General features: G+C 60.9%; 16 protein-coding genes. 14 read left to right on the top strand and 2 right to left on the bottom strand.

Going from position 1 to position 19,333, the window contains the following annotated elements; all coding sequences use genetic code 11:
• The first annotated feature begins 203 nt into the window (after positions 1-203).
• Both QMK54_RS15110 and QMK54_RS15105 read left to right on the top strand, forming a co-directional pair.
• The gene (locus QMK54_RS15110; RefSeq protein ID WP_320402837.1) at positions 204-2,159 is read left to right on the top strand and encodes an FAD-dependent oxidoreductase; all 1,956 of its coding nucleotides are present in this window, start codon (positions 204-206) and stop codon (positions 2,157-2,159) included.
• Positions 2,160-2,336: 177 nt separating this feature from the next.
• Positions 2,337-2,933, top strand: a complete 597-nt coding sequence (locus QMK54_RS15105; RefSeq protein WP_223596178.1) for a cupin domain-containing protein — start codon at positions 2,337-2,339, stop codon at positions 2,931-2,933.
• Here the strand turns inward: QMK54_RS15105 and QMK54_RS15100 are convergent.
• On the bottom strand, positions 2,930-3,862 hold the full coding sequence (locus QMK54_RS15100; protein WP_223596180.1) for a helix-turn-helix domain-containing protein: 933 nt from the start codon (positions 3,860-3,862) through the stop codon (positions 2,930-2,932). The genes QMK54_RS15105 and QMK54_RS15100 overlap by 4 nt on opposite strands.
• 162 nt (positions 3,863-4,024) lie before the next feature.
• Here QMK54_RS15100 and QMK54_RS15095 point away from each other — a divergent pair, with 162 nt between their 5' ends.
• The 3 genes from QMK54_RS15095 to QMK54_RS15085 all read left to right on the top strand — a co-directional run bounded on the left by QMK54_RS15095 (position 4,025) and on the right by QMK54_RS15085 (position 7,941).
• Positions 4,025-5,383, top strand: coding sequence for a glutamine synthetase family protein (locus tag QMK54_RS15095; RefSeq protein ID WP_103393529.1), 1,359 nt, complete (start codon positions 4,025-4,027; stop codon positions 5,381-5,383).
• Between the two features lie 171 nt (positions 5,384-5,554).
• A complete protein-coding gene (locus QMK54_RS15090; protein ID WP_110661033.1) occupies positions 5,555-6,643 on the top strand; it encodes a polyamine ABC transporter substrate-binding protein in 1,089 nt (362 codons plus the stop codon).
• A complete protein-coding gene (locus QMK54_RS15085; RefSeq protein WP_320402836.1) occupies positions 6,640-7,941 on the top strand; it encodes an FAD-binding oxidoreductase in 1,302 nt (433 codons plus the stop codon). The genes QMK54_RS15090 and QMK54_RS15085 overlap by 4 nt, the downstream gene beginning before the upstream one ends.
• A 48-nt stretch (positions 7,942-7,989) precedes the next feature.
• On the opposite strand, the gene QMK54_RS15080 is transcribed toward QMK54_RS15085, so the two are convergent.
• Complete coding sequence (locus QMK54_RS15080; protein WP_110659149.1) at positions 7,990-9,642, bottom strand: arylsulfatase; 1,653 nt, start codon at positions 9,640-9,642, stop codon at positions 7,990-7,992.
• A 361-nt stretch (positions 9,643-10,003) separates the two neighbouring features.
• On the opposite strand from QMK54_RS15080, the gene QMK54_RS15075 reads away from it, so the two are divergent.
• The 9 genes from QMK54_RS15075 (at position 10,004) to QMK54_RS15035 (ending at position 19,329) form a co-directional block, all read left to right on the top strand.
• Positions 10,004-10,600 carry a paraquat-inducible protein A gene (locus tag QMK54_RS15075; protein WP_320402835.1) on the top strand — a complete coding sequence of 199 codons (597 nt, stop codon included), beginning with the start codon at positions 10,004-10,006 and terminating at the stop codon, positions 10,598-10,600.
• Positions 10,597-11,253, top strand: coding sequence for a paraquat-inducible protein A (locus QMK54_RS15070; protein WP_223596184.1), 657 nt, complete (start codon positions 10,597-10,599; stop codon positions 11,251-11,253). Before QMK54_RS15075 ends, QMK54_RS15070 begins: the two co-directional genes overlap by 4 nt.
• A complete protein-coding gene (locus QMK54_RS15065; protein ID WP_110659155.1) occupies positions 11,234-12,910 on the top strand; it encodes an intermembrane transport protein PqiB in 1,677 nt (558 codons plus the stop codon). Before QMK54_RS15070 ends, QMK54_RS15065 begins: the two co-directional genes overlap by 20 nt.
• Before the next feature lie 17 nt (positions 12,911-12,927).
• Positions 12,928-13,479, top strand: coding sequence for a membrane integrity-associated transporter subunit PqiC (locus QMK54_RS15060; RefSeq protein ID WP_110659156.1), 552 nt, complete (start codon positions 12,928-12,930; stop codon positions 13,477-13,479).
• A gap of 313 nt (positions 13,480-13,792) precedes the next feature.
• A complete protein-coding gene (locus QMK54_RS15055; RefSeq protein WP_110659158.1) occupies positions 13,793-14,449 on the top strand; it encodes a histidine phosphatase family protein in 657 nt (218 codons plus the stop codon).
• Between the two features lie 174 nt (positions 14,450-14,623).
• Complete coding sequence (gene arnT, locus QMK54_RS15050; RefSeq protein WP_110659160.1) at positions 14,624-16,345, top strand: lipid IV(A) 4-amino-4-deoxy-L-arabinosyltransferase; 1,722 nt, start codon at positions 14,624-14,626, stop codon at positions 16,343-16,345.
• A 166-nt stretch (positions 16,346-16,511) separates the two neighbouring features.
• A complete protein-coding gene (locus QMK54_RS15045) occupies positions 16,512-17,756 on the top strand; it encodes an MFS transporter (protein ID WP_320402834.1) in 1,245 nt (414 codons plus the stop codon).
• Positions 17,757-17,835: 79 nt separating this feature from the next.
• Complete coding sequence (locus QMK54_RS15040) at positions 17,836-18,351, top strand: sigma-70 family RNA polymerase sigma factor (protein ID WP_320402833.1); 516 nt, start codon at positions 17,836-17,838, stop codon at positions 18,349-18,351.
• The gene (locus QMK54_RS15035; protein ID WP_320402832.1) at positions 18,352-19,329 is read left to right on the top strand and encodes a FecR domain-containing protein; all 978 of its coding nucleotides are present in this window, start codon (positions 18,352-18,354) and stop codon (positions 19,327-19,329) included.
• Positions 19,330-19,333 lie beyond the last annotated feature (4 nt).

Here is a 19,333-nt window from a genome sequence, read left to right as displayed (position 1 = left end):
AAAAAAACAAGTTGATTTTTTACTGAGGGTAAATTTCTATAGGCCAATAATAACAACCGAAAACCTGATGCCTCTGTAGGAGCGAGCTTGCTCGCGATGGACCTGAGAACACCGCGGGGTGTCAGATACCCAGCGTTATCGTTGACGACCATCGCGAGCAGGCTCGCTCCTACACAGGTCAGCCTGCCTGGAGTAATCGCACCATGCCGACACCCGCCTTCGCGCACCTGTTCGAACCCCTGGAGATCCGTGGCAAGCGCCTGAAAAACCGCATCATGTCCAGCGGTCACGACACGTCGATGCCCACCGACAACCTGGTCAATGAGCAATTGATCGCCTATCACCGGGCGCGTGCCGAAGGCGGTGCCGGGCTGATCGTGTTGCAAGTGGCCGGTGTGCACGACAGTGCGCGCTACACCTCACACGTGTTGATGGCCACTGACGATGCGTGCATCGAGGGCTACCGCAAGCTGGCGCAAACCTGCCATGTCCACGGCACCGTGGTGTTGTCCCAGGTGTTCCACCCGGGGCGGGAAATCATGGAGTCCAGCGATGGCCTGCTGGCGGTGGCCTACTCCGCCTCGTCGGTGCCCAACGAACGTTTCCGGGTGATGCCCCGCGCGCTGGACCAGGCGATGATCGACGAGATCGTCGACGGTTACGCCGCTGCCGCCCGGCGCCTGCATCAGGCCGGGATCGATGGCGTCGAAGTGGTCGCCAGCCATGGTTACCTGCCGGCACAATTCATCAATCCACGGGTCAACCGGCGTACGGACGGCTACAACGGTGATCTGGAACAGCGTTTGCGTTTTCTGCGCGAGGTCATCAACGCCGTGCGTGCGGCGACCGACGAGCAGTTCATCATCGGCCTGCGCATCTCCGCCGACGAGCGCGACCCGGAAGGCCTGACCGAAGACGAATCCCTGGCCGCCGTGCAAATGCTGCAAACCCAACTGGATTACGTGCACATCGTCGCCGGCACCTCGGCGTCCCTTGGCGGCGCGGTGCATATCGTGCCGCCGATGGCGATCGAGGCGGCCTACCTGGCCAAGGAAGCCGGGACATTCAAAGCCAGTCTGGACATCCCTTTGTTCGTCACCGGGCGCATCAACCAGCCCCAGGAAGCCGAGCTGATCCTGGCTCGCGGCCAGGCCGATGTGTGTGGCATGACCCGGGCGCTGATCTGCGATCCGCAAATGCCCAACAAGACCGACACCGGCCGCGTCGAAGACGTGCGGGCGTGCATTGCCTGCAACCAGGCCTGCATCGGCCATTTCCACAAGGGCCTGCCGATTTCCTGCATCCAGCATCCGGAAACCGGGCGTGAGCTGATTTTTGGCGACCGTAAACCGACGAGCAATCGCAAACGCATCATGATCGCCGGCGGTGGCCCGGCCGGGATGAAAGCCGCCGCCGTCGCCGCCCAGCGTGGCCATGAGGTGACGTTGTACGAAGCCAGTTCGCAATTGGGTGGGCAAGTGTTGCTCGCGCAGTTGCTGCCACGACGCGCCGAGTTCGGCGGTGCCAGCACCAACCTGCAGCGGGAAATGGAGCTGGCCGGCGTTCGCGTGGTGCGCAATACCCGGGTCGACCGCGCACTGGTGGAGCAGGAAAAACCGGACGTGGTGATCGTCGCTACCGGTGCCGAGCCGTACTGGCCGGCCTTTGAGCGCGGCGGTGAGTTGCAGGTGGTGGACGCCTGGCAGGTGTTGCGTGACGAAGTACAGATCGGCCGTTCGGTGGTGGTGGTCGACTGGCGTTGCGACTGGATCGGCCCCGGCATCGCCGAGCGTCTGGTGCGTGCCGGGCATCAGGTGCAACTGGCGGTCAACGGCACCCATTGCGGGGAAAACCTGCCGCTGTACGTGCGCGATCAACTGGCCGGCGAGCTGCACAAACTCGCTGTGCCGATCACGCCGTACGCGCGGCTGTATGGCTGCGATGACAACACGGTCTACCTGCAACACACCGCCAGTGGCGAGCCGATGCTGATGGAGAACATCGATACGCTGGTGCTGTGCCAGGGTCACCAACCGTTGGATACGTTGGGCGCCGAGCTGCAAGGACTGGTGGAGTTCCGCCGCATCGGCGACTGCCTGGCGCCGCGCACCGTCGAAGAAGCGATTTATGAAGGGCTGAAAGTCGCGTGGGAGCTCTGAGGCTGTTTATACTCCGGGGTTTTAACGGCTAACACCAACCCCTGTAGGAGCGAGCCTGCTCGCGATGGTCGCTAACGATAACGCTGGAAGCCTGACACCCAGCGGTGTTCTCGGGTTCATTGCGAGCAGGCTCGCTCCTACAGGGGGTGTGGTCCCCTTCCCGGTTCGGAATTTTCCATGAGCAACAACAGCAAGTCACAGCCCGCAACCGGCAGCGCCGAACCGCATTTCCTCGGTACGCGCATTCGCGGCCTGCGCAAACGCCGGGGCATGACCCTGGCGGAACTGGCGCAACAGAGCGAACTCACCGCCGGCTACATCAGCCAGCTGGAGCGCAACCTCGCGTACCCGTCGATCCCGGCACTGTTCAACATTGCCCGCAGCCTCGGCGTCACCATCCAGTGGTTCTTCGCCAGTGAAGCGGTTACCGCGCCTGAAGACGACGGCGTCGTGGTGCGCAAGCACAGCCGCCTGAACGTGCATTACGAAGACGGTATCGTCGACCAGTTGCTGACGCCGCAAGCCAATCGCCAACTGGAGATGCTCCACTCGCGTTTCCCGCCTGGCACTTACAGCCAGCAAAGCTACAGCCACGAAGGCGAAGAAGCCGGTTACCTGCTGTCAGGCAGTTTCGAATTGTGGGTTGGCGAGCGGCATTTCCAGCTCAATGAAGGCGACAGCTTCAGCTTTTCCAGCCAGGAACCACATCGCTACGGCAATCCCGGTGAGGTGGATGCGGTGGTGATCTGGGTGATTACGCCGCCAACGTTCTAACGTCGGCCGCGCCCGGTTGGCTGCGAGACGCTCGCACGCTTGAGGGTGTCGCTCGGCAATTCCTTGAACAGCGCGCGATAGCTGCTGGAGAACCGTCCCAGGTGCCAGAACGACCAGTGCATGGCCACTTCAGCCACGGTGGTTTGCGTCGGCGTGCGGCTGAGCAATTCGCGGTGGGCGCTGTTGAGCCGGCGCAGGCGCAGCCATTGGGTCGGCGCCATGCCGGTGTAGGTCTTGAACGCGTGCTGCAACTGGCGCAGTGAAACCCCGGCAACCTGGGACAGCTCCAGCAGGTTGAGGTGTTCTTCCGGGGTATCCGCGGCCCATTCCCCTACCCGCTTCATGATCGCCCGCTCCCCGGCCCGACGCTGCAACGCGCCCTGGTCGAGGCCGACGCAGGCGTTGTCGAGAATGAACAGACAGTCTTCGAGCAGTTGCTGGGTCAGCGCTTCGCGGCTCGGTGGATCGTAGGTCTGCGACAGCCGCGTCAAGGTCCCGCTGAGCCAACGACAGAACAGCGCGTTCTGCTGGGAGTTGAGCGGCGCCATGAACAGCCCTTCGAGCCGGGCGATGTCCAGGCTGTGACGCTGTACAAACTCCGGACCGAACACCACGGCGATTTCCTGGTAGTTCTCCGGGGTGATCCAGATGTTGCGACTTTCGCCATTCAACACGTACAGCGCGTTGTCGCCGCGATCGAAACAGAACGACAACGAGCCCTGGGGCGCGCTGAAATTCTGCTCGACCCGGGTGTTCATCGACTCTTCGTAAATCTCCACGCCCTGCAGATCCAGATAGCGCACCAGTCCTGCGAAATGCCCAGGCGACATTTGCTGGTAATGCTGGGTCCAGCCCGGTGTGGCGCGGATTTGCTCGGCGACATCGGCGGTGTTGAACGCTTGGACCTGGAGGGAATTGCAACCTGTCATGGGGCGACCTTACGCACTCTTTTGGTGCGCTTTGTGCTGCTTAAAGTGGATAGATGGAACCGCAAGGCTCGCCCAAGATAGACCTCAACGCGCTACAGGGGAAGTGTCCGGCGGATGAAACCGGCCTCTCCTGGCGTTAATAAAACCAATAACGAGGTCTTTATGAATGTCCCTTTCGATCAGCTGTTCACTTGGCTGAAAGATCACAAGATTACCGAAGTCGAGTGCGTCGTCAGCGATCTGACCGGCATTGCACGCGGCAAAATTGCACCGACCAACAAGTTCCTGCATGAGCGAGGCATGCGCCTGCCGGAAAGTGTCCTTCTGCAAACGGTAACCGGGGACTTTGTCGACGACGACATCTACTACGACCTGCTCGACCCGGCCGACATCGACATGGTCTGCAAGCCGGACGCCGACGCCGTCTACGTGGTGCCGTGGGCCATCGAGCCGACCGCCATCGTGATCCACGACACCTTCGACAAGTTCGGCAACCCGATCGAACTGTCGCCGCGCAACGTGCTGAAGAAAGTCCTGCAGTTGTACACCGACAAAGGCTGGCGTCCGATCGTCGCGCCGGAAATGGAGTTCTACCTGACCCAGCGTTGCGAAGACCCGGACCTGCCGCTCAAGGCCCCGATGGGCCGTTCGGGCCGTGCCGAAAGCGGTCGCCAGTCGTTCTCCATCGACGCGGCGAACGAGTTCGATCCGCTGTTCGAAGACGTCTACGACTGGTGCGAACTGCAGGGCCTGGACCTCGACACGCTGATCCACGAAGACGGCCCGGCGCAGATGGAAATCAACTTCCGTCATGGCAACGCCCTGGACCTGGCCGACCAGATCACCGTGTTCAAGCGCACCATGCGTGAAGCGGCACTCAAGCACAACGTGGCGGCCACCTTCATGGCCAAGCCGGTCGGCGACGAGCCGGGCAGCGCCATGCACATTCACCAGAGCGTGGTGGACATTGCCACCGGCCAGCCGATCTTCGCCGATGCCAATGGCAATATGAGCGAGCTGTTCCTGCATCACATCGGTGGTTTGCAGAAATACATCCCGAAAGTGCTGCCGATGTTCGCGCCCAACGTCAACTCGTTCCGCCGCTTCCTGCCGGACACCTCGGCACCGGTGAACGTCGAATGGGGCGAAGAAAACCGCACCGTCGGCCTGCGCGTGCCGACTTCCAGCCCGGACGCGATGCGCGTGGAAAACCGTCTGCCAGGCGCCGACGCCAACCCGTACCTGGCCATTGCCGCCAGCCTGCTGTGCGGTTACCTGGGCATGGTCGAGCGCATCGAACCGAGCGCCGCGGTACAGGGCCGCGCCTACGAGCGTCGCAACCTGCGCCTGCCGATCACCATCGAGGACGCCCTGACCCAGATGGAAGAATGCGACACCATCAGCCGTTATCTGGGCAGCAAGTTCGTACGCGGCTATGTCGCGGTCAAACGCGCCGAGCACGAGAACTTCAAGCGCGTGATCAGTTCGTGGGAGCGTGAGTTCCTGATGCTGAGCGTCTGAGTCCCCGCTCTCACCTGGTTAACACATCTCTTGTAGGAGCTGGCTTGCCAGCGATGGCGGCCTGTCAGGCAACAACGATGTTGGATGTGCCGGCCTCATCGCTGGCAAGCCAGCTCCTACAGGGATGTGGTGAATTCCTATAGATCCCAATAATTCCAAGAAGGTATCGATATGCGTCTATTGAAATCCGTCGTCCCGCTCGCCTTGGCAACCTTGTTCAGCGCCGTTGCCCAGGCTCAGCCACAGGTCAGTGTCTACAACTGGACCGACTACATCGGCGAAACCACCCTCGCCGACTTCCAGGCCAAGACCGGGATCAAGGTGATCTACGACGTATTCGATTCCAACGAAACCCTGGAAGGCAAGCTGCTTGCCGGACGCACCGGGTATGACGTGGTGGTGCCGTCCAACCACTTCCTCGCCCGCCAGGTAAAGGCCGGCGCGTTCCTCAAGCTCGACCGCGAGCAACTGCCGAATTTCAAGAACCTTGACCCGAAACTGCTGACGCTGCTGGAGAAAAACGATCCGGGCAACACGCACTCCGTGCCGTACCTGTGGGGCACCAACGGCATCGGCTACAACGTCGACAAGGTCAAGGCTGTGCTGGGCATCGACAAGATCGACTCCTGGGCCGTGCTGTTCGAACCGGAAAACATCAAGAAGCTCAGTGCCTGCGGCGTGTCGATGATGGACTCGGCGGACGAAGTGTTCCCGGCGGTCCTCAACTACATGGGCATGGACCCGCGCAGCGAAAGTGTCGAGGACTACAAGAAGGCCGAAGCCAAGCTGCTGCAGATCCGTCCTTACATCACCTACTTCCACTCCTCCAAGTACGTCTCGGACCTGGCCAACGGCGATATCTGCGTGGCGTTCGGTTATTCGGGCGACGTGTTCCAGGCCGCCAACCGCGCCAAGGAAGCCAAGAACGGCGTGAACATCGCCTACGCCATTCCCAAGGAAGGCGCCAACCTGTGGTTCGACCTGCTGGCGATCCCCGCCGATGCCAGCAATACGAAAGAAGCCCACGCGTTCATCAACTACCTGCTGGACCCGCAAGTGATCGCCAAGGTCAGCGCATCGGTCGGCTACGCCAACCCGAACCCGGCCGCCAAGCAGTACATGGACCCTGAGCTGGTCAGCAATCCCGAGGTGTATCCATCCCAGGAAGTCCTCGACAAACTCTACATCTCCACCACGCCGCCGCAGTCGATCATGCGCCTGATGACCCGCTCGTGGAGCAAAGTGAAGTCCAACAAATGAATCAGTACACCAAGGAACATACCCACTCCTATTACGCGGCGTCCGCCAAGGGCATGAGGCCGCGCCCCGCGCTGGCCTCGGACCTGGTGGCCGATGTCTGCGTGGTCGGCGCGGGTTTCACCGGCATCAACACCGCCATCGAGCTGGCCCAGCGCGGGCTCTCGGTGGTCCTGCTGGAGGCCCGGCGGATTGGCTGGGGCGCCAGCGGGCGCAACGGCGGCCAGTTGATTCGCGGCATCGGTCATGACGTCAGTGGTTTCGCCAAACACATCGGCGCCGATGGCGTGCAGTACCTGGAGCACGCCGGGACCGAGTCGGTGCAAGTGGTGGCCAAACGCATCGGCGAACACGGCATTGATTGCGACCTGCGCTGGGGTTTCTGCGAACTGGCCAACACCCCGGCGCACTTTGCCGGGCTGAAGGCCGAGCACGCCGAACTGCTCGAGTCCGGTTATGCCCATGAAACCCGCTTGATCGAAGCTGGCCAGATCCGTGAGCAGGTGGTGAACTCCGGCGTCTACGCCGGTGGCCTGGTCGACATGGGCTCGGGTCACCTGCATCCGCTGAACCTGGCACTGGGTGAAGCGCAAGTCGCCGAGTCCCTTGGCGTACAGATCTTCGAACAGAGCCCGGTGCTGGAGCTGATCCACGGCAGCACCGTGCAAGTGCGCTGCGCCGGTGGCACCGTGCGTGCCGGTACGTTGGTGCTCGCTTGCAATGCGCATCTGGAAGAGCTGGAACCAAAACTCAGCGGCAAGGTGCTTCCGGCTGGCAGCTACATCATCGCCACCGAACCCTTGTCGGAAGACGCCGCCAGGCAATTGATCCCGCACAACGTCGCGCTGTGCGACCAGAAAGTCGGGCTGGATTACTACCGGCTCTCGGCGGACCGGCGCCTGTTGTTCGGCGGTGCCTGTCATTACTCCGGGCGCGACCCTTCGGACATCGCGGCCTACATGCGCCCGCAAATGCTCAAGGTGTTCCCGCAACTGGCCGATATGCGCATCGATTATCAGTGGGGCGGCATGATCGGCATCTCGGCCAACCGCTTCCCGCAGGTCGGGCGCCTGAGCCAGCACCCGAACGTGTTCTACGCCCAGGGCTATTCCGGCCACGGCCTGAACGTGACCCACTGGTGCGCGAAGTTGTTGGGCGAAGCGATCCATGCAGGACACAGCAAAGGCTTTGACGTGTTCAGCGCCGTGCCGCACATGACCTTCCCCGGCGGACGCGCCCTGCGCTCGCCGTTGTTGGCCCTGGGCATGTTCTGGTATCGGATGCGGGAAATGCTGGGTTGACCACCGAGCGCCTGAGACGAGGGTCGGCCCTCGCCTCAGGCATCCGGATTATTGAGGAATCGGAATGTTGACGCCTTCCTTCTGCAGATCCTCGCGAACCGACTGGAACTTCTGATACTTGGACAGTTCGATCGGCCCGTCATAGGTCATGCTTTGCATCTTGCGGGGCGGATACTTGATGTAGGTCTGCATGAGCTTGTTGATCGCCTGACTGATCGGCACCATGGTCCAGGTACGCTCGGTGACGTTGCTCATGAAGATGTCATAGCGTTCCTGTGGGTCTTGATACAAATCGAAGACCTGAGGCACCGTCGCCACGTACTTGGTGGCACCTTTCCAGCCCAGGTTGGTGTCCACGGCCAGCCCGCCAGTCGGCACACCATCGTCGCCGCGCAGATTGAATACGGCTTTGTAGTTGCCCACACGGACAGCCCCCGGCGACAACTCGTTTTCGGTGAAGTAGAACCACTCTTTACGTGGGTCGGGACCAGTGCCGGTGATCACCGGGGTCATGTCATAGCTGTCGAACATGATCGGCTGCCCTTCGCGATCCTTTTCCGGCAATTTGATACCGGCCACCGAGGCGAAGGTCGCCATCAAGTCGAGCCCGCCGAGAATGTCGTGGTTCTTCGCATTGGGCTTGATTTTTCCGGGCCAGGCCATGATCGCAGGGACCCGGTTGCCGCCCTCGCGCACGGTACCTTTGGTGCCACGGAACGGCGTGTAGCCGGCATCCGGATAAACGTCCTGCCAGGCGCCGTTGTCGGTGGTGTAGACCACCAGCGTGTTCTTATCCAGGCCCAGCGCCTTGAGTTTGTCCATGATATGGCCGATGCGCGTATCCAGTTCGACCACCGAGTCGGCGTACTTGGACTTGGAGATCGATTTGTGAACGAACTCCGGTGCCGGCAAGTTTGGCTGGTGCACTTTCATGAAGTTGACGTTGATGAAGAATGGCTTGTCGGATTTGGCGGCGGTGTCGAGGAACTCCAGTGCAGCCTTTTCCACATAACCGTCAAAGTAAGGGATCCCGACGACACCGGGTTTGCCATCGATGACCGGCGTATCGACATACTGGCCGTTGATCTTGAACTCTTCGACCGGCTTCTCCCCGGCCTTGCCCGAGAGCGCGCCCTTGGTCACCTGGGTAAACATCGCCCGGGTTTCCGGGTCCATGTCGGGGAACCAGGTCGGGTCGGCGTAGGTGTAGGCATTGAGGTGATAGAGGCCGACGTACTTCATCACGTCGTAACCTTGGGCATTGGGCAGCGCATAGTCGGCCTCGCCCAAGTGCCACTTGCCGGTGAAGTAGGTCTCGTAGCCGCCGGTCTTGAGTACCGAAGCCAGCGTCCATTCGGCGGCAGGCAAACCACCGCCCTGGCCCTGGAAGGCCACGGTCGTCATCCCGCTGCGATTGGGGATGCGCCCGGTCTGCATGGCGGCTCGCCCCGGGGTGCAGCTCGGTTGTGCGTAGAACGAGAAAAAGGTGGTGCCTTCGGCAGCCAGCTCGTCGATGCTGGGCGTCGGCATGCCACGGCCGACGCCGCCGCCATAGGGCCCCAGATCACCGTAACCGGTATCGTCCGAGACGATGAACAGGATATTGGGCTTTTCCGTTTGAGCAGCCTGGGCCAGCCCGTTAAGTGCGATCAGTAGTGAACCTGCAATGTATAACCTTGAGCGATGCGAGAGTCTTTTCATGGCGACCTTCCTTTATCGGGACGGATCCTTGTGGCTGGATACTTCCTTCAAGTAATCCGCGACCGGACCCTGGTGAGTTACCCCAAACCATGCCCCCTGCTTAGTTCCAGGTGCTCAACGACTCAAACAATGAAACGCCTGTTGCTACTCAAGGCACCCGAAACAGCCTAGTACGGTTGTATTCATAACGCGCAGTGCGTGCAGCGAATTTCGAAGTCGTTCGTCGCCTGCTTCGTCTGCAATACCGTAGGTCGCGCCCGCGGCGGAGTGCTCAGGTTGCGACTTTCGATTTGCTCAATCGCGAGTCACTTCTATATTGAGGGGGTGCTCTGAATTCCCTGCCTTCTGTTGAGCTTGGCCCATGGCAACTACTGATCAGCTGATCATCTGCGAGCACTGCGACAGCGTGTATGAAAAAGTTACGCTCGCCAAACATCAAAAAACCCTGTGCACGCGCTGCGGCGGCGTGCTTCAGCGCTATAACGGCCTTACGGTGGAACAGCGTCTTGCGTTGACCTTCACCGCGTTGATGCTCTGGGTATTCGCCAATTTCTATCCGGTGATGAGCATCAACCTCAAAGGCGTGAAGAACAGCGCAACGCTCTGGGACTCGGTGCTGGCCCTGAGCCTGGGGCCTATTACCTTCATCGCCATGGTGGCGGCGATCGCCATGATCATCGCGCCGATTTTCCAGCTGTTGCTGCTGATCTGGGTGCTGGGCTTCGCCCTCTCCGGGCGACGCTCGCCGGGCTTCAAATTCTGCATGCGCTGGCTGGAAACCCTGAGGCCCTGGAGCATGCTCGAAGTCTGCCTGCTGGGCGCCATGGTCGCGGTGATCAAGCTCGCCGGCCTGCTCGACGTGCTGCCCGGCATAGGGCTGTTCGCCCTGGCTGCGCTGAGCCTGATGATGATCCGCATCGCCGGGCGCGACATCCGCGAACTATGGGACCTTGTATGAGTACGCCTCCCTACGCCGACGAGCTCAACTTGTGCCTGTGTCACACCTGTGGCCTGGCCTGTGACATGACCGGCGCCCCCCACGAGTGCGAGCGCTGCGGTGCGCCGCTGCACCGACGCAAATCCAATTCACTGACCCGCACCTGGGCCTACATGATCGCGGCGCTGGTGTTCTACATCCCGGCCAACCTGTTGCCGGTGATGAACACCCAGATGGTCGGCAACGGTGCCGACAGCACGATCATGAGCGGTGTGCTGGAGTTCTGGGAAGCCGGGGCCTGGGACATCGCCCTGATCATCTTCATTGCCAGTATCGCGGTGCCGGGCATCAAGTTCGTTGCCATCACCTTGCTGCTGGTGACCGTACAACGGGACAGCGAGTGGGCACGAAAAGAGCGCTCGACGCTGTACCGCTTCGTCGAAGTCATCGGCTACTGGTCGATGCTCGATGTGATCGTGGTCGCCCTGGTGGCCTCGCTGGTGAAATTCCAGGCCCTGGCCGACATCGAGCCGCGCCCGGGCATCCTGTTTTTTGGACTGGTGGTGGTGTTCACCATGCTCTCGGCAATGAGTTTCGATCCCCGCATGATCTGGGATAAAGAACGGGAAAACCCACACAATGAGGAGGTCACGGATGAAGTCACAAGCCACTGACGGGCCGCAAGCCCCCGGGCAGGCACCGATCAAGACCCGCCGTTTCAGCGTTTCGCTGGTCTGGATCGTGCCGATCGTAGCGGTGCTGGTGGGTATTTCGCTGGTGGTTCACAGCATTTTGCAGCAAGGCCCGACCATCGTTGTCACGTTCAAGACCGGGGACGGCCTGACCGCGAACAAGACCGAGGTCAAATACCGCAATGTCGTGATCGGTCATGTCTCCGATGTGGAGCTGGCCAATGACCAGAAGAGTGTCAACGCCACCATCAAACTGGCCAAGCAGGCCGAAAGCTTTACCCGTGAAGACTCGCAGTTCTGGGTCGTGCGCCCGCGCATTGGCGCTGGCGGAGTGTCCGGTATCGATACGCTGCTGTCGGGCGACTACATCGGTGCCGATATCGGCCAGGCCAACGGCCGCGCGAAAAACTTCAAGGGTCTGGAAAACCCGCCACCCATCACCTACGGCGAGCCGGGCAAGCGTTTCACCCTGTTCACCCAGGACCTGGGATCGCTGGATATCGGCTCCCCGGTCTACTACCGCAAGATCCCGGTAGGTCAGGTGGTGGCCTATGCGCTGGACCCCGATGGCAAGGGCGTGAACATCGAGCTGTTCATCCATGCCCCCAACGACAAATACGTCACCGAAAATACCCGTTTCTGGAACGCCAGCGGCATCGACGTAAACGTCGGCGCCAACGGTTTTGCGGTCAAGACCGAATCGTTGTCCTCCCTGCTGGTGGGCGGCATTGCCTTCCGCGCACCCGACTACAGCCCTGACGATAAACCTGCCGCCGCGGAGTACGCCTACGAACTGTTCGAAGACCAGCAGACCGCCCTCGCCCCGCCAAACGGCAAGCCGCAGTACCTGGCCATGCGTTTCGACCAGGCACTGCGCGGGCTCAAGGTCGATGCTCCGGTGGAATTCCTCGGTGTCGAAATCGGCAAGGTGGTGGCGGTCAATCTGGATTACGACGAGAAAAAACGCTCCTTCCCGATCAACGTCGGCATCGTGATTTACCCGCAACGCCTGGGTCAGGCCCACATCAAAATGCTCAAGGCGCTCAAGCATGACCCCAATGACGAAGCCGCTGGCGTGCGGCTGATCGGCACTTTTATCGACAACGGCCTGCGTGCCCAGGCCCGCACCGGCAACTTCCTGACTGGTCAGTTGTACATTGCCCTGGACTTCTACCCCAAGGCAGAAAAAGTCGCTTTCGATGCAACCGCACGCCCGGTCGTCATCCCGACCATTCCGGGCAGCCTCGAGCAATTGCAGGAAAAACTCGAATCCATGGTCGACAAGATCAACAAACTGCCGATCGAGCGTATCGCCGGCAATCTCGATGGCAATCTCGTCGAACTGCGCAAGGGCATGATGCAATTCAACGGCAAGGTCTTGCCTGGCGTGCAAACCACTCTGTCGGACTTAAGCAGGACGCTGGAAACGGCCAATTCGACCCTGCAATCCGCCAGTTCGACCTTGGCCGAGGACTCGCCGCAACGGGAAAAACTGGGGCAGACCCTGGATGAACTGGGACGCACGTCGAGATCCTTGCGTGATCTTTCGGATTACCTGGGACGGCATCCGGAATCGCTGATTCGCGGCCGTCCGAACAATGCCGCGCCGCTGGATCTGCAAGGGCCGCCGCGCAATTGAACACAGGAGCATCACCCATGGCTTTTCCGCTGAAGTTCACCCTGGTCACCGCGCTGTTGCTGCTTGCCGCTTGCCGCAGTGAGCCGATTCACTTCCACACCCTGACCCCGACGCAGGTGGGCGATCACTCAAGGGCCACCGTCGGGGTGATCCAGATCGAGACGGTCAGCGTGCCGCCCCAGGTCGATCGTGCGCAGATCGTCATTCGCGAAGGCAACAGTGGCCTGGCGATCCTGGAAACCCAATGGTGGGGCGCGACCCTGGTGGACGAATTGCGCAGTGCGCTGGCCGATCAACTGAGCAACAGTCCTGTACAAGGCAAGCACTCGGTGCGGGTCGATGTGCAGCGTTTTGACTCGGTCCCCGGTCAATACGCGCTGATGGACGTGAAATGGCGCCTGCGCAGTGCCGACACAGGCGACAAGGCACGGGTGATTTGCCGCAGTACCTTGCAAACGCCGTCAGGCCCAACCATCGACGACCTGGTACTGGCCCAGCAAAACAATGTCAAACGCCTGGCCGCACTGATCAGCCAGGCTGCCACCAGATCACAGCCGAGTTGCACTTAGCCCTGAAGGCTTTTTTCCTGCCTCACGGATTAACGGCGACCCGTTCGCCGTTAATCCCATCCATTCAGTCCTCTCTGCTTCGTGCTGCCATCCCACGCAAGAGCAAAAGATAACAATTCCCAGTAGTTGACTAATTACCCGCTGCAACCCCCCTCAGCAACTTTTTCACATTCCGTTCACCGTTCCGACACCTGCGCACATTTAACTTGGCATGCAATTAATTCACCGAAGCAGATTTCGGCGGATATCTATTGTGCTGTTCCAGGTTTTGTTTAACCGCATATTCCCTGGCGCCCCCAACTGGTGGACACACTTGTTTAATTCCGTCTCGCGTAAACCGTCTTCAGGTCTGTCTAAATCGGTCGTCGCCATGGCTGCACTGACTGTCGCCGTGCTGGTCACCGGTTTTGTCCTGTGGCCGAAATCCCCGAACAATCTGGCCCAGGAAGGTACGCAAGCCCGGGCCCAACTGCTGCAACAATGGAGTGCCGGCGAGATCGCGGTGCTGGTTCGTCATACCGAGCGGTGCGACCGCTCCGACAATCCTTGCCTGGGTCCGGCTGACGGCATTACCCGTGTCGGCAGTGAAGCGGCCGCCGGTGTTGGCCAAGGCCTGGCACGCCTGGGTCTGAAGCAGACCGACATCCTGACCAGCCCGGTGACGCGCACCGTGCAGACCGCGCATTACATGTTTAACAGTGACCCTCAGACCCAGGTATGGCTGGCGACCTGCGGCACGACCCTGCGTAACGATGTCGTGGCGCACAAGGTGGCCCACCGCAACCTGGTGCTGGTGACCCATAGTGGCTGCATCGCTGACTTTGAAAAGCAGGCCGGCCTGAAACATGCGGCGAAGGATGCCGAGTATGGCAGTGCGTTGTTTGTCCGCATCGATGGAAACGGACAACTGCAAGTACTCGGCATCGTGAATGCCGAGGACTGGAATACCCTGCTGCAAGTAAAAGACTGAGTCATTACGCAACGACAACTTTGGTAGCAAGTTACTTCGAAGTTGACTGAATAACAGCTGAACAAACGGCGAGAAGTACGAATCAACTTCTCGGCGTTCAATATCATCCCGCCTTTCTCTCATGCAAGTTGCACATCACTTTTCAATCAACGTTTTCAGCGCCAAGGTCGAGACATGACGTCAAATCAGCCACTGCCAGATTTTATTGGTCATTCATCCCGCCTGCACGTCCCGACGACACCTGGCAACGAGCGCTGGATGCTGTTCGCCCTGGTACTGGCATTCATGGCGTTCTACTTGCTGCCGCTGATGAGCCACGGCCTGTGGATTCCCGACGAAACCCGTTATGCCCAGATCAGCCAGGACATGCTGCAGGGCGGGAACTGGATCTCGCCGCACTTGATGGGCCTTCGTTACTTCGAAAAACCCATTGCCGGCTACTGGATGATTGCCTTCGGCCAGGCCGTGTTTGGCGACAATCTGTTCGGGGTCCGTATCGCCTCGGCGCTGAGTAGCGGGCTGAGCGTGTGGTTGACCTGGCTGATTGCCCGCCGGCTCTGGAACGATCATCGAACCAGCTTTGCCTGCGCCCTGTTGTACATGAGCTTCGGGCTGATTGCCGGCCAGGCCGGCTACGCCAACCTCGATCCGCAGTTTACCCTGTGGGTCAACCTGAGCCTGGTCTCCCTGTGGTTTGCCATCGACAGCCGCACCACGCGTGCCCGGTTGGGTGCCTGGGCTATCCTGGGCATTGCCTGCGGCATGGGCTTCATGACCAAGGGCTTTCTGGCCTGGCTGCTGCCGGCGGTCATCGCCCTGCCCTATATGCTCTGGCAGCGTCGCATGGGTGAGCTGTTGCGTTACGGGCCACTGGCTGTTGTGGTTGCCACGGCAGTCTGCTTGCCCTGGGCATTGGCCATTCATTATCAGGAACCGGACTTCTGGAATTTCTTCTTCTGGAACGAGCACGTACGCCGCTTCGCCGCCGACAATGCGCAACACGCCCGCCCGTGGTGGTTTTACCTGCCGATGCTGGGCGTTTCTGTCCTGCCCTGGACGGCGTTGTTGCCGGCGACATTCATCCGGGCCTGGAAACACAAGCATCAGCCCGTCAGCGGCTTTCTCCTGCTCTGGCTGTTGCTGCCATTGGCGATTTTCAGCATGAGCAGCGGCAAGTTGCCGACCTACATCATGCCGTGCCTGTTGCCACTGGCACTGTTGATGGGGGATGCACTGACCGGCCTGCTGCAGCGAGCACAGGGGCGGACGATTCGTGTGAACGGGTGGCTCAACGTCATCATTGCCACGGCGGCCCTGGCGGCCTTGCTGTACCTGCAACTGCGCCAGGAGATTTTCGCCAATAGCGAGATGTTCAGCCTGTCCCTGGGACTCATCGTGCTGCTGGGCTGGATCATCGCCAACGCCCTGCAAATCCTGCGGCCATTGACGTTATGGGCGATGCCGGCCCTCGGCATCTGGCTACTGGTAGCACTGCTTCCCGCCGCCATGCCGAGCCAGATCGTCGACAGCAAGATGCCCGACCGGTTTATCTCCGAGCATCTGGACAGCTTGAACCAGACTACCTCGTTGCTGAGCAACGACCTGGGGGCGGCATCGGCCTTGTCGTGGCTGACCAGGCGACCGGAGGTGGCGCTCTACAATGTCGTCGGTGAAATGAAATACGGCCTCCAGGATCCCGCTGCCGCCTCGCGCATTGTGACCCTGCAAGACGTCGGGCGATGGATGACCGAGGCGCGTAAAAAGGGCTCGGTCGGGGTGGTGATGCGGGTCAACAGCGTCGATGAGATTCAGGAAGTCGAAGCGTTGCCCATCGACGGCAAGCGTTATCAGCGCGGCAACCTGCAAGTCCTGATTTTCCCGCAAATCCAGCCCTGATTGCCGGGACGAAAAAAAACCCGAGAAGCCCGGCCGGCCTCTCGGGTTTTGTCGTTTGCGCCCGGTGCAATCAAGCCGATCTTCGCTTCCGGGGTGTTCAGCACAGCGCCAAGGCCGGTACTCTTCGCGTCATCCGTCGACAGTGTTCAACCACCGAGAGCCGTCAATGCCCCTTGCAGGTACGTTCCAGGGATCGAGCGTCAGGATCCTGATTTATCTCTTGTTCACGATCCAGCTTGTCTCCATGGGCGCAATGGAAATGAGCGGCCCGTTCTGGCCCCTGTACCTGCGTGGGCTGACCGACTCCGAAGCGCTGTTCAGCTTCGCCAGCATCGCCGTGTACATCGGCCCCATGCTGGGCATCATGCTCACCAGCGCGTTCTGGGGACGCATCGGTGACCGCCATGGACACAAGCTGATGATGATCCGCGCACTGGCCGGTTTGTCCTTGACGCAGCTTGGCCTGGCCCTGTGCAGCGATATCTGGGTGATCCTGCTATTGCGTTTTTTGCAGGGCGCGTTCGCTGGCTACATTGCCCCGGCCCAGGCCTATGGCGTGAGCATCGAAGCGCCGGCGCGGCGGGCTCGGTTGTTCGCCATTCTGCAGATTTCGACCAATGTCGGCTCCTTGCTCGGCGCGGTGGTCGGCGGGCTGATTCTCGATTACGCGACGTTTTTCTGGATCAATCTCAGCGCCTCGGCGTTGTGCGCGGTGTGCACCGTGGTGGCGGCGCTGACCCTGCCGAATGTGCCGCCTGTTGCGAAAGCGCCCGTGGCGAATGCAGCCCCGCAGTCCAATCGGTCAGGCAGTCTCTGGCGACGTTCGCCGCTGCTGCCGCTGCTGGGTGTCATGGGCATCCTGTTGCTGGCGCGGATGCTCCCGCAAACCTCGTTCGCGCTGTATGTCAGCTCGGTTTTCCAGGTCAGTCATTCGCTGGTGGGCCTGTGCTACGGCTTGCTGGCGCTGGGTTTCATCCTGTCGGCTAGCCCCTGGGCACGGTATTTCGAAAACAGGAGCCGACAGCAGACGCTGCACCGCCTCACTTACATCATCATCGGCTGCGCCGGCCTGAGCGCCGTTGCCGCCATCACCCGCCAACCGTTCGTGTTCGTCGGTGCCTATTTCTTCTGGGGCGTGTTGTTGGGGGCGACCACACCGGTGCTGATGACGCAGATTTCAAAAGCCGCTGGCAATGGTCAACAAGGTTATGTGATGGGAGTCGCGCAAAGCGCCGTGCAACTGGCGTCCATCGCCGGCATCTCGATTGGCGGGCTGCTCAGCCAGGTGTATGGCTTGCAGTACACCTACCTGTTCGTTTGCGCGGCTTATCTGCTGGCCTTGATTCCCATCGTCGCCCTGCGCACTCGCGGCACGCCCATGCCGTCGGGCGAGACCGCTACCGGCGACTGACCCGGCAGGATCGCACTTGCGTCGGAGGCAGACTGTCCATTAGCATTGGGAATACTTCTCAATTACAAAAAACTCATCCATGAGCGACGCCCTCACCGCACCCCACAACAACCACCTGGCCGTGATCGAAGCGCTCTATAGCGGCCATCACGGCTGGCTGTACGCCACATTACGGAAAAAACTGGGCAACGCCATGGATGCGGCGGATCTGACGCAGGACACCTTCACCCGCATCCTGGCTTCGCGGGTAGCGGTCATCGATCAACCCCGGGCCTACCTGAGTTGCGTGGCCAAGGGCATTCTCGTCAACTGGTACCAGCGCAAGGCACTGGAGCGCGCCTACCTCGACGCCCTGGTGTTGTTGCCCGCGCCTGAAGTGCCGTCCCCCGAACTGCGTTTGATCGTGCTGGAAACCCTGCATGAAGTCGACGCGATGCTCGACGCCTTGCCGCCGCTGGTCAAACGGGCATTCCTGCTATCGCAGATCAGCGGCCTGAAGTACGACGATATCGCCGGACAACTGGGGGTTTCACTGATCACCGTCAAACGCTACATGAAGCAAGCCTTCGTGCAGTGCCTGCTGCTGGTGGAATGAATGTCGACTTTGCGCAGTGATATCCAGCTCGATCGACTGGCCCTCGAAGAAGCCGCCGAATGGCTGATCCGCCTGAGTGAAGGCGAACTCGACGAAACCGAACGGGCCGAATGGGAGTGCTGGCAGGTCAGCACGCCTGAGCGCCATCGAGCCTGGTCGCGCGCGCAGTTGCTGCAAAGCAAGCTTGGCGGGCTGCCGCCGTCGCTGGCAATGTCGGCACTGGACCGCCCGAGCAGCCCGGCACGCCGGATGGCGCTGGGCAAACTGGCAATGATTCTGGCGGTGTTGCCCGTCGGCTGGGGCAGTTGGAAGCTGCTGGAGGCGCAACAGTGGACCGCCGACTACCGCACCGCCGTCGGCCAGCAACGCCAACTGACCCTGGCCGACGGGTCGCAGATCACCCTCAACACCGACAGCGCCATCGATGTGCTGTATGACGCCAACCAACGCTTGATCAGGTTGCGCGAAGGGGAAATTCTGGTGCAGACCGCCGCCGACAACCTGCCCCAGGCGCGGCCGTTTCTGGTCAGCACCCGACAGGGGCTGATGCAGGCCCTGGGCACCCGTTTCACTGTGCGAGAACTGTCGACCCGCACCCAACTCGCTGTCCTCGAGGGCGCGGTCAGCGTCCGCTTGTCCGACGCCAGTCGTGCGGCGCCCTTGATCGTCAATGCCGGAGAGCGTACCGATTTTTCGTCGCGCAGCTTTGGCCAAGTGAATCCCGTCGACCGCTCCGTCAGCGCCTGGAGCCAAGGCATGTTGATGGCCGACAACCTGCGACTGGCGGATTTCGTGATCGAACTGGCGCGCTATCGCAGCGGCATCGTGCGCTGCCACCCGGCGATCGCCGATCTGCGGATCTCCGGTGCCTTTCCCATCCGTGAGACCCAACGCACCCTGAACATGCTGGTGCAGACCTACCCGGTCATCGCCAGCGGCCATTTGAGCGGTTACTGGGTGACGCTCTACCCCGCCTGACCCC

The organism is Pseudomonas sp. P5_109, assembly GCF_034009455.1.
Classification (GTDB): domain Bacteria; phylum Pseudomonadota; class Gammaproteobacteria; order Pseudomonadales; family Pseudomonadaceae; genus Aquipseudomonas.
This window is presented reverse-complemented; position numbering and strand designations above follow the sequence as displayed.

Excerpts from the sequence above, each read along its gene's own strand:
- QMK54_RS15110 (WP_320402837.1), top strand. The coding sequence starts at position 204 with ATGCCGACACCCGCCTTCGCGCACCTGTTCGAACCCCTGGAGATCCGT.
- QMK54_RS15105 (WP_223596178.1), top strand. The coding sequence starts at position 2,337 with ATGAGCAACAACAGCAAGTCACAGCCCGCAACCGGCAGCGCCGAACCG.
- QMK54_RS15100 (WP_223596180.1), bottom strand. The coding sequence starts at position 3,862 with ATGACAGGTTGCAATTCCCTCCAGGTCCAAGCGTTCAACACCGCCGAT.
- QMK54_RS15095 (WP_103393529.1), top strand. The coding sequence starts at position 4,025 with ATGAATGTCCCTTTCGATCAGCTGTTCACTTGGCTGAAAGATCACAAG.
- QMK54_RS15090 (WP_110661033.1), top strand. The coding sequence starts at position 5,555 with ATGCGTCTATTGAAATCCGTCGTCCCGCTCGCCTTGGCAACCTTGTTC.
- QMK54_RS15085 (WP_320402836.1), top strand. The coding sequence starts at position 6,640 with ATGAATCAGTACACCAAGGAACATACCCACTCCTATTACGCGGCGTCC.
- QMK54_RS15080 (WP_110659149.1), bottom strand. The coding sequence starts at position 9,642 with ATGAAAAGACTCTCGCATCGCTCAAGGTTATACATTGCAGGTTCACTA.
- QMK54_RS15075 (WP_320402835.1), top strand. The coding sequence starts at position 10,004 with ATGGCAACTACTGATCAGCTGATCATCTGCGAGCACTGCGACAGCGTG.
- QMK54_RS15070 (WP_223596184.1), top strand. The coding sequence starts at position 10,597 with ATGAGTACGCCTCCCTACGCCGACGAGCTCAACTTGTGCCTGTGTCAC.
- QMK54_RS15065 (WP_110659155.1), top strand. The coding sequence starts at position 11,234 with ATGAAGTCACAAGCCACTGACGGGCCGCAAGCCCCCGGGCAGGCACCG.
- QMK54_RS15060 (WP_110659156.1), top strand. The coding sequence starts at position 12,928 with ATGGCTTTTCCGCTGAAGTTCACCCTGGTCACCGCGCTGTTGCTGCTT.
- arnT (WP_110659160.1), top strand. The coding sequence starts at position 14,624 with ATGACGTCAAATCAGCCACTGCCAGATTTTATTGGTCATTCATCCCGC.
- QMK54_RS15045 (WP_320402834.1), top strand. The coding sequence starts at position 16,512 with ATGCCCCTTGCAGGTACGTTCCAGGGATCGAGCGTCAGGATCCTGATT.
- QMK54_RS15040 (WP_320402833.1), top strand. The coding sequence starts at position 17,836 with ATGAGCGACGCCCTCACCGCACCCCACAACAACCACCTGGCCGTGATC.
- QMK54_RS15035 (WP_320402832.1), top strand. The coding sequence starts at position 18,352 with ATGTCGACTTTGCGCAGTGATATCCAGCTCGATCGACTGGCCCTCGAA.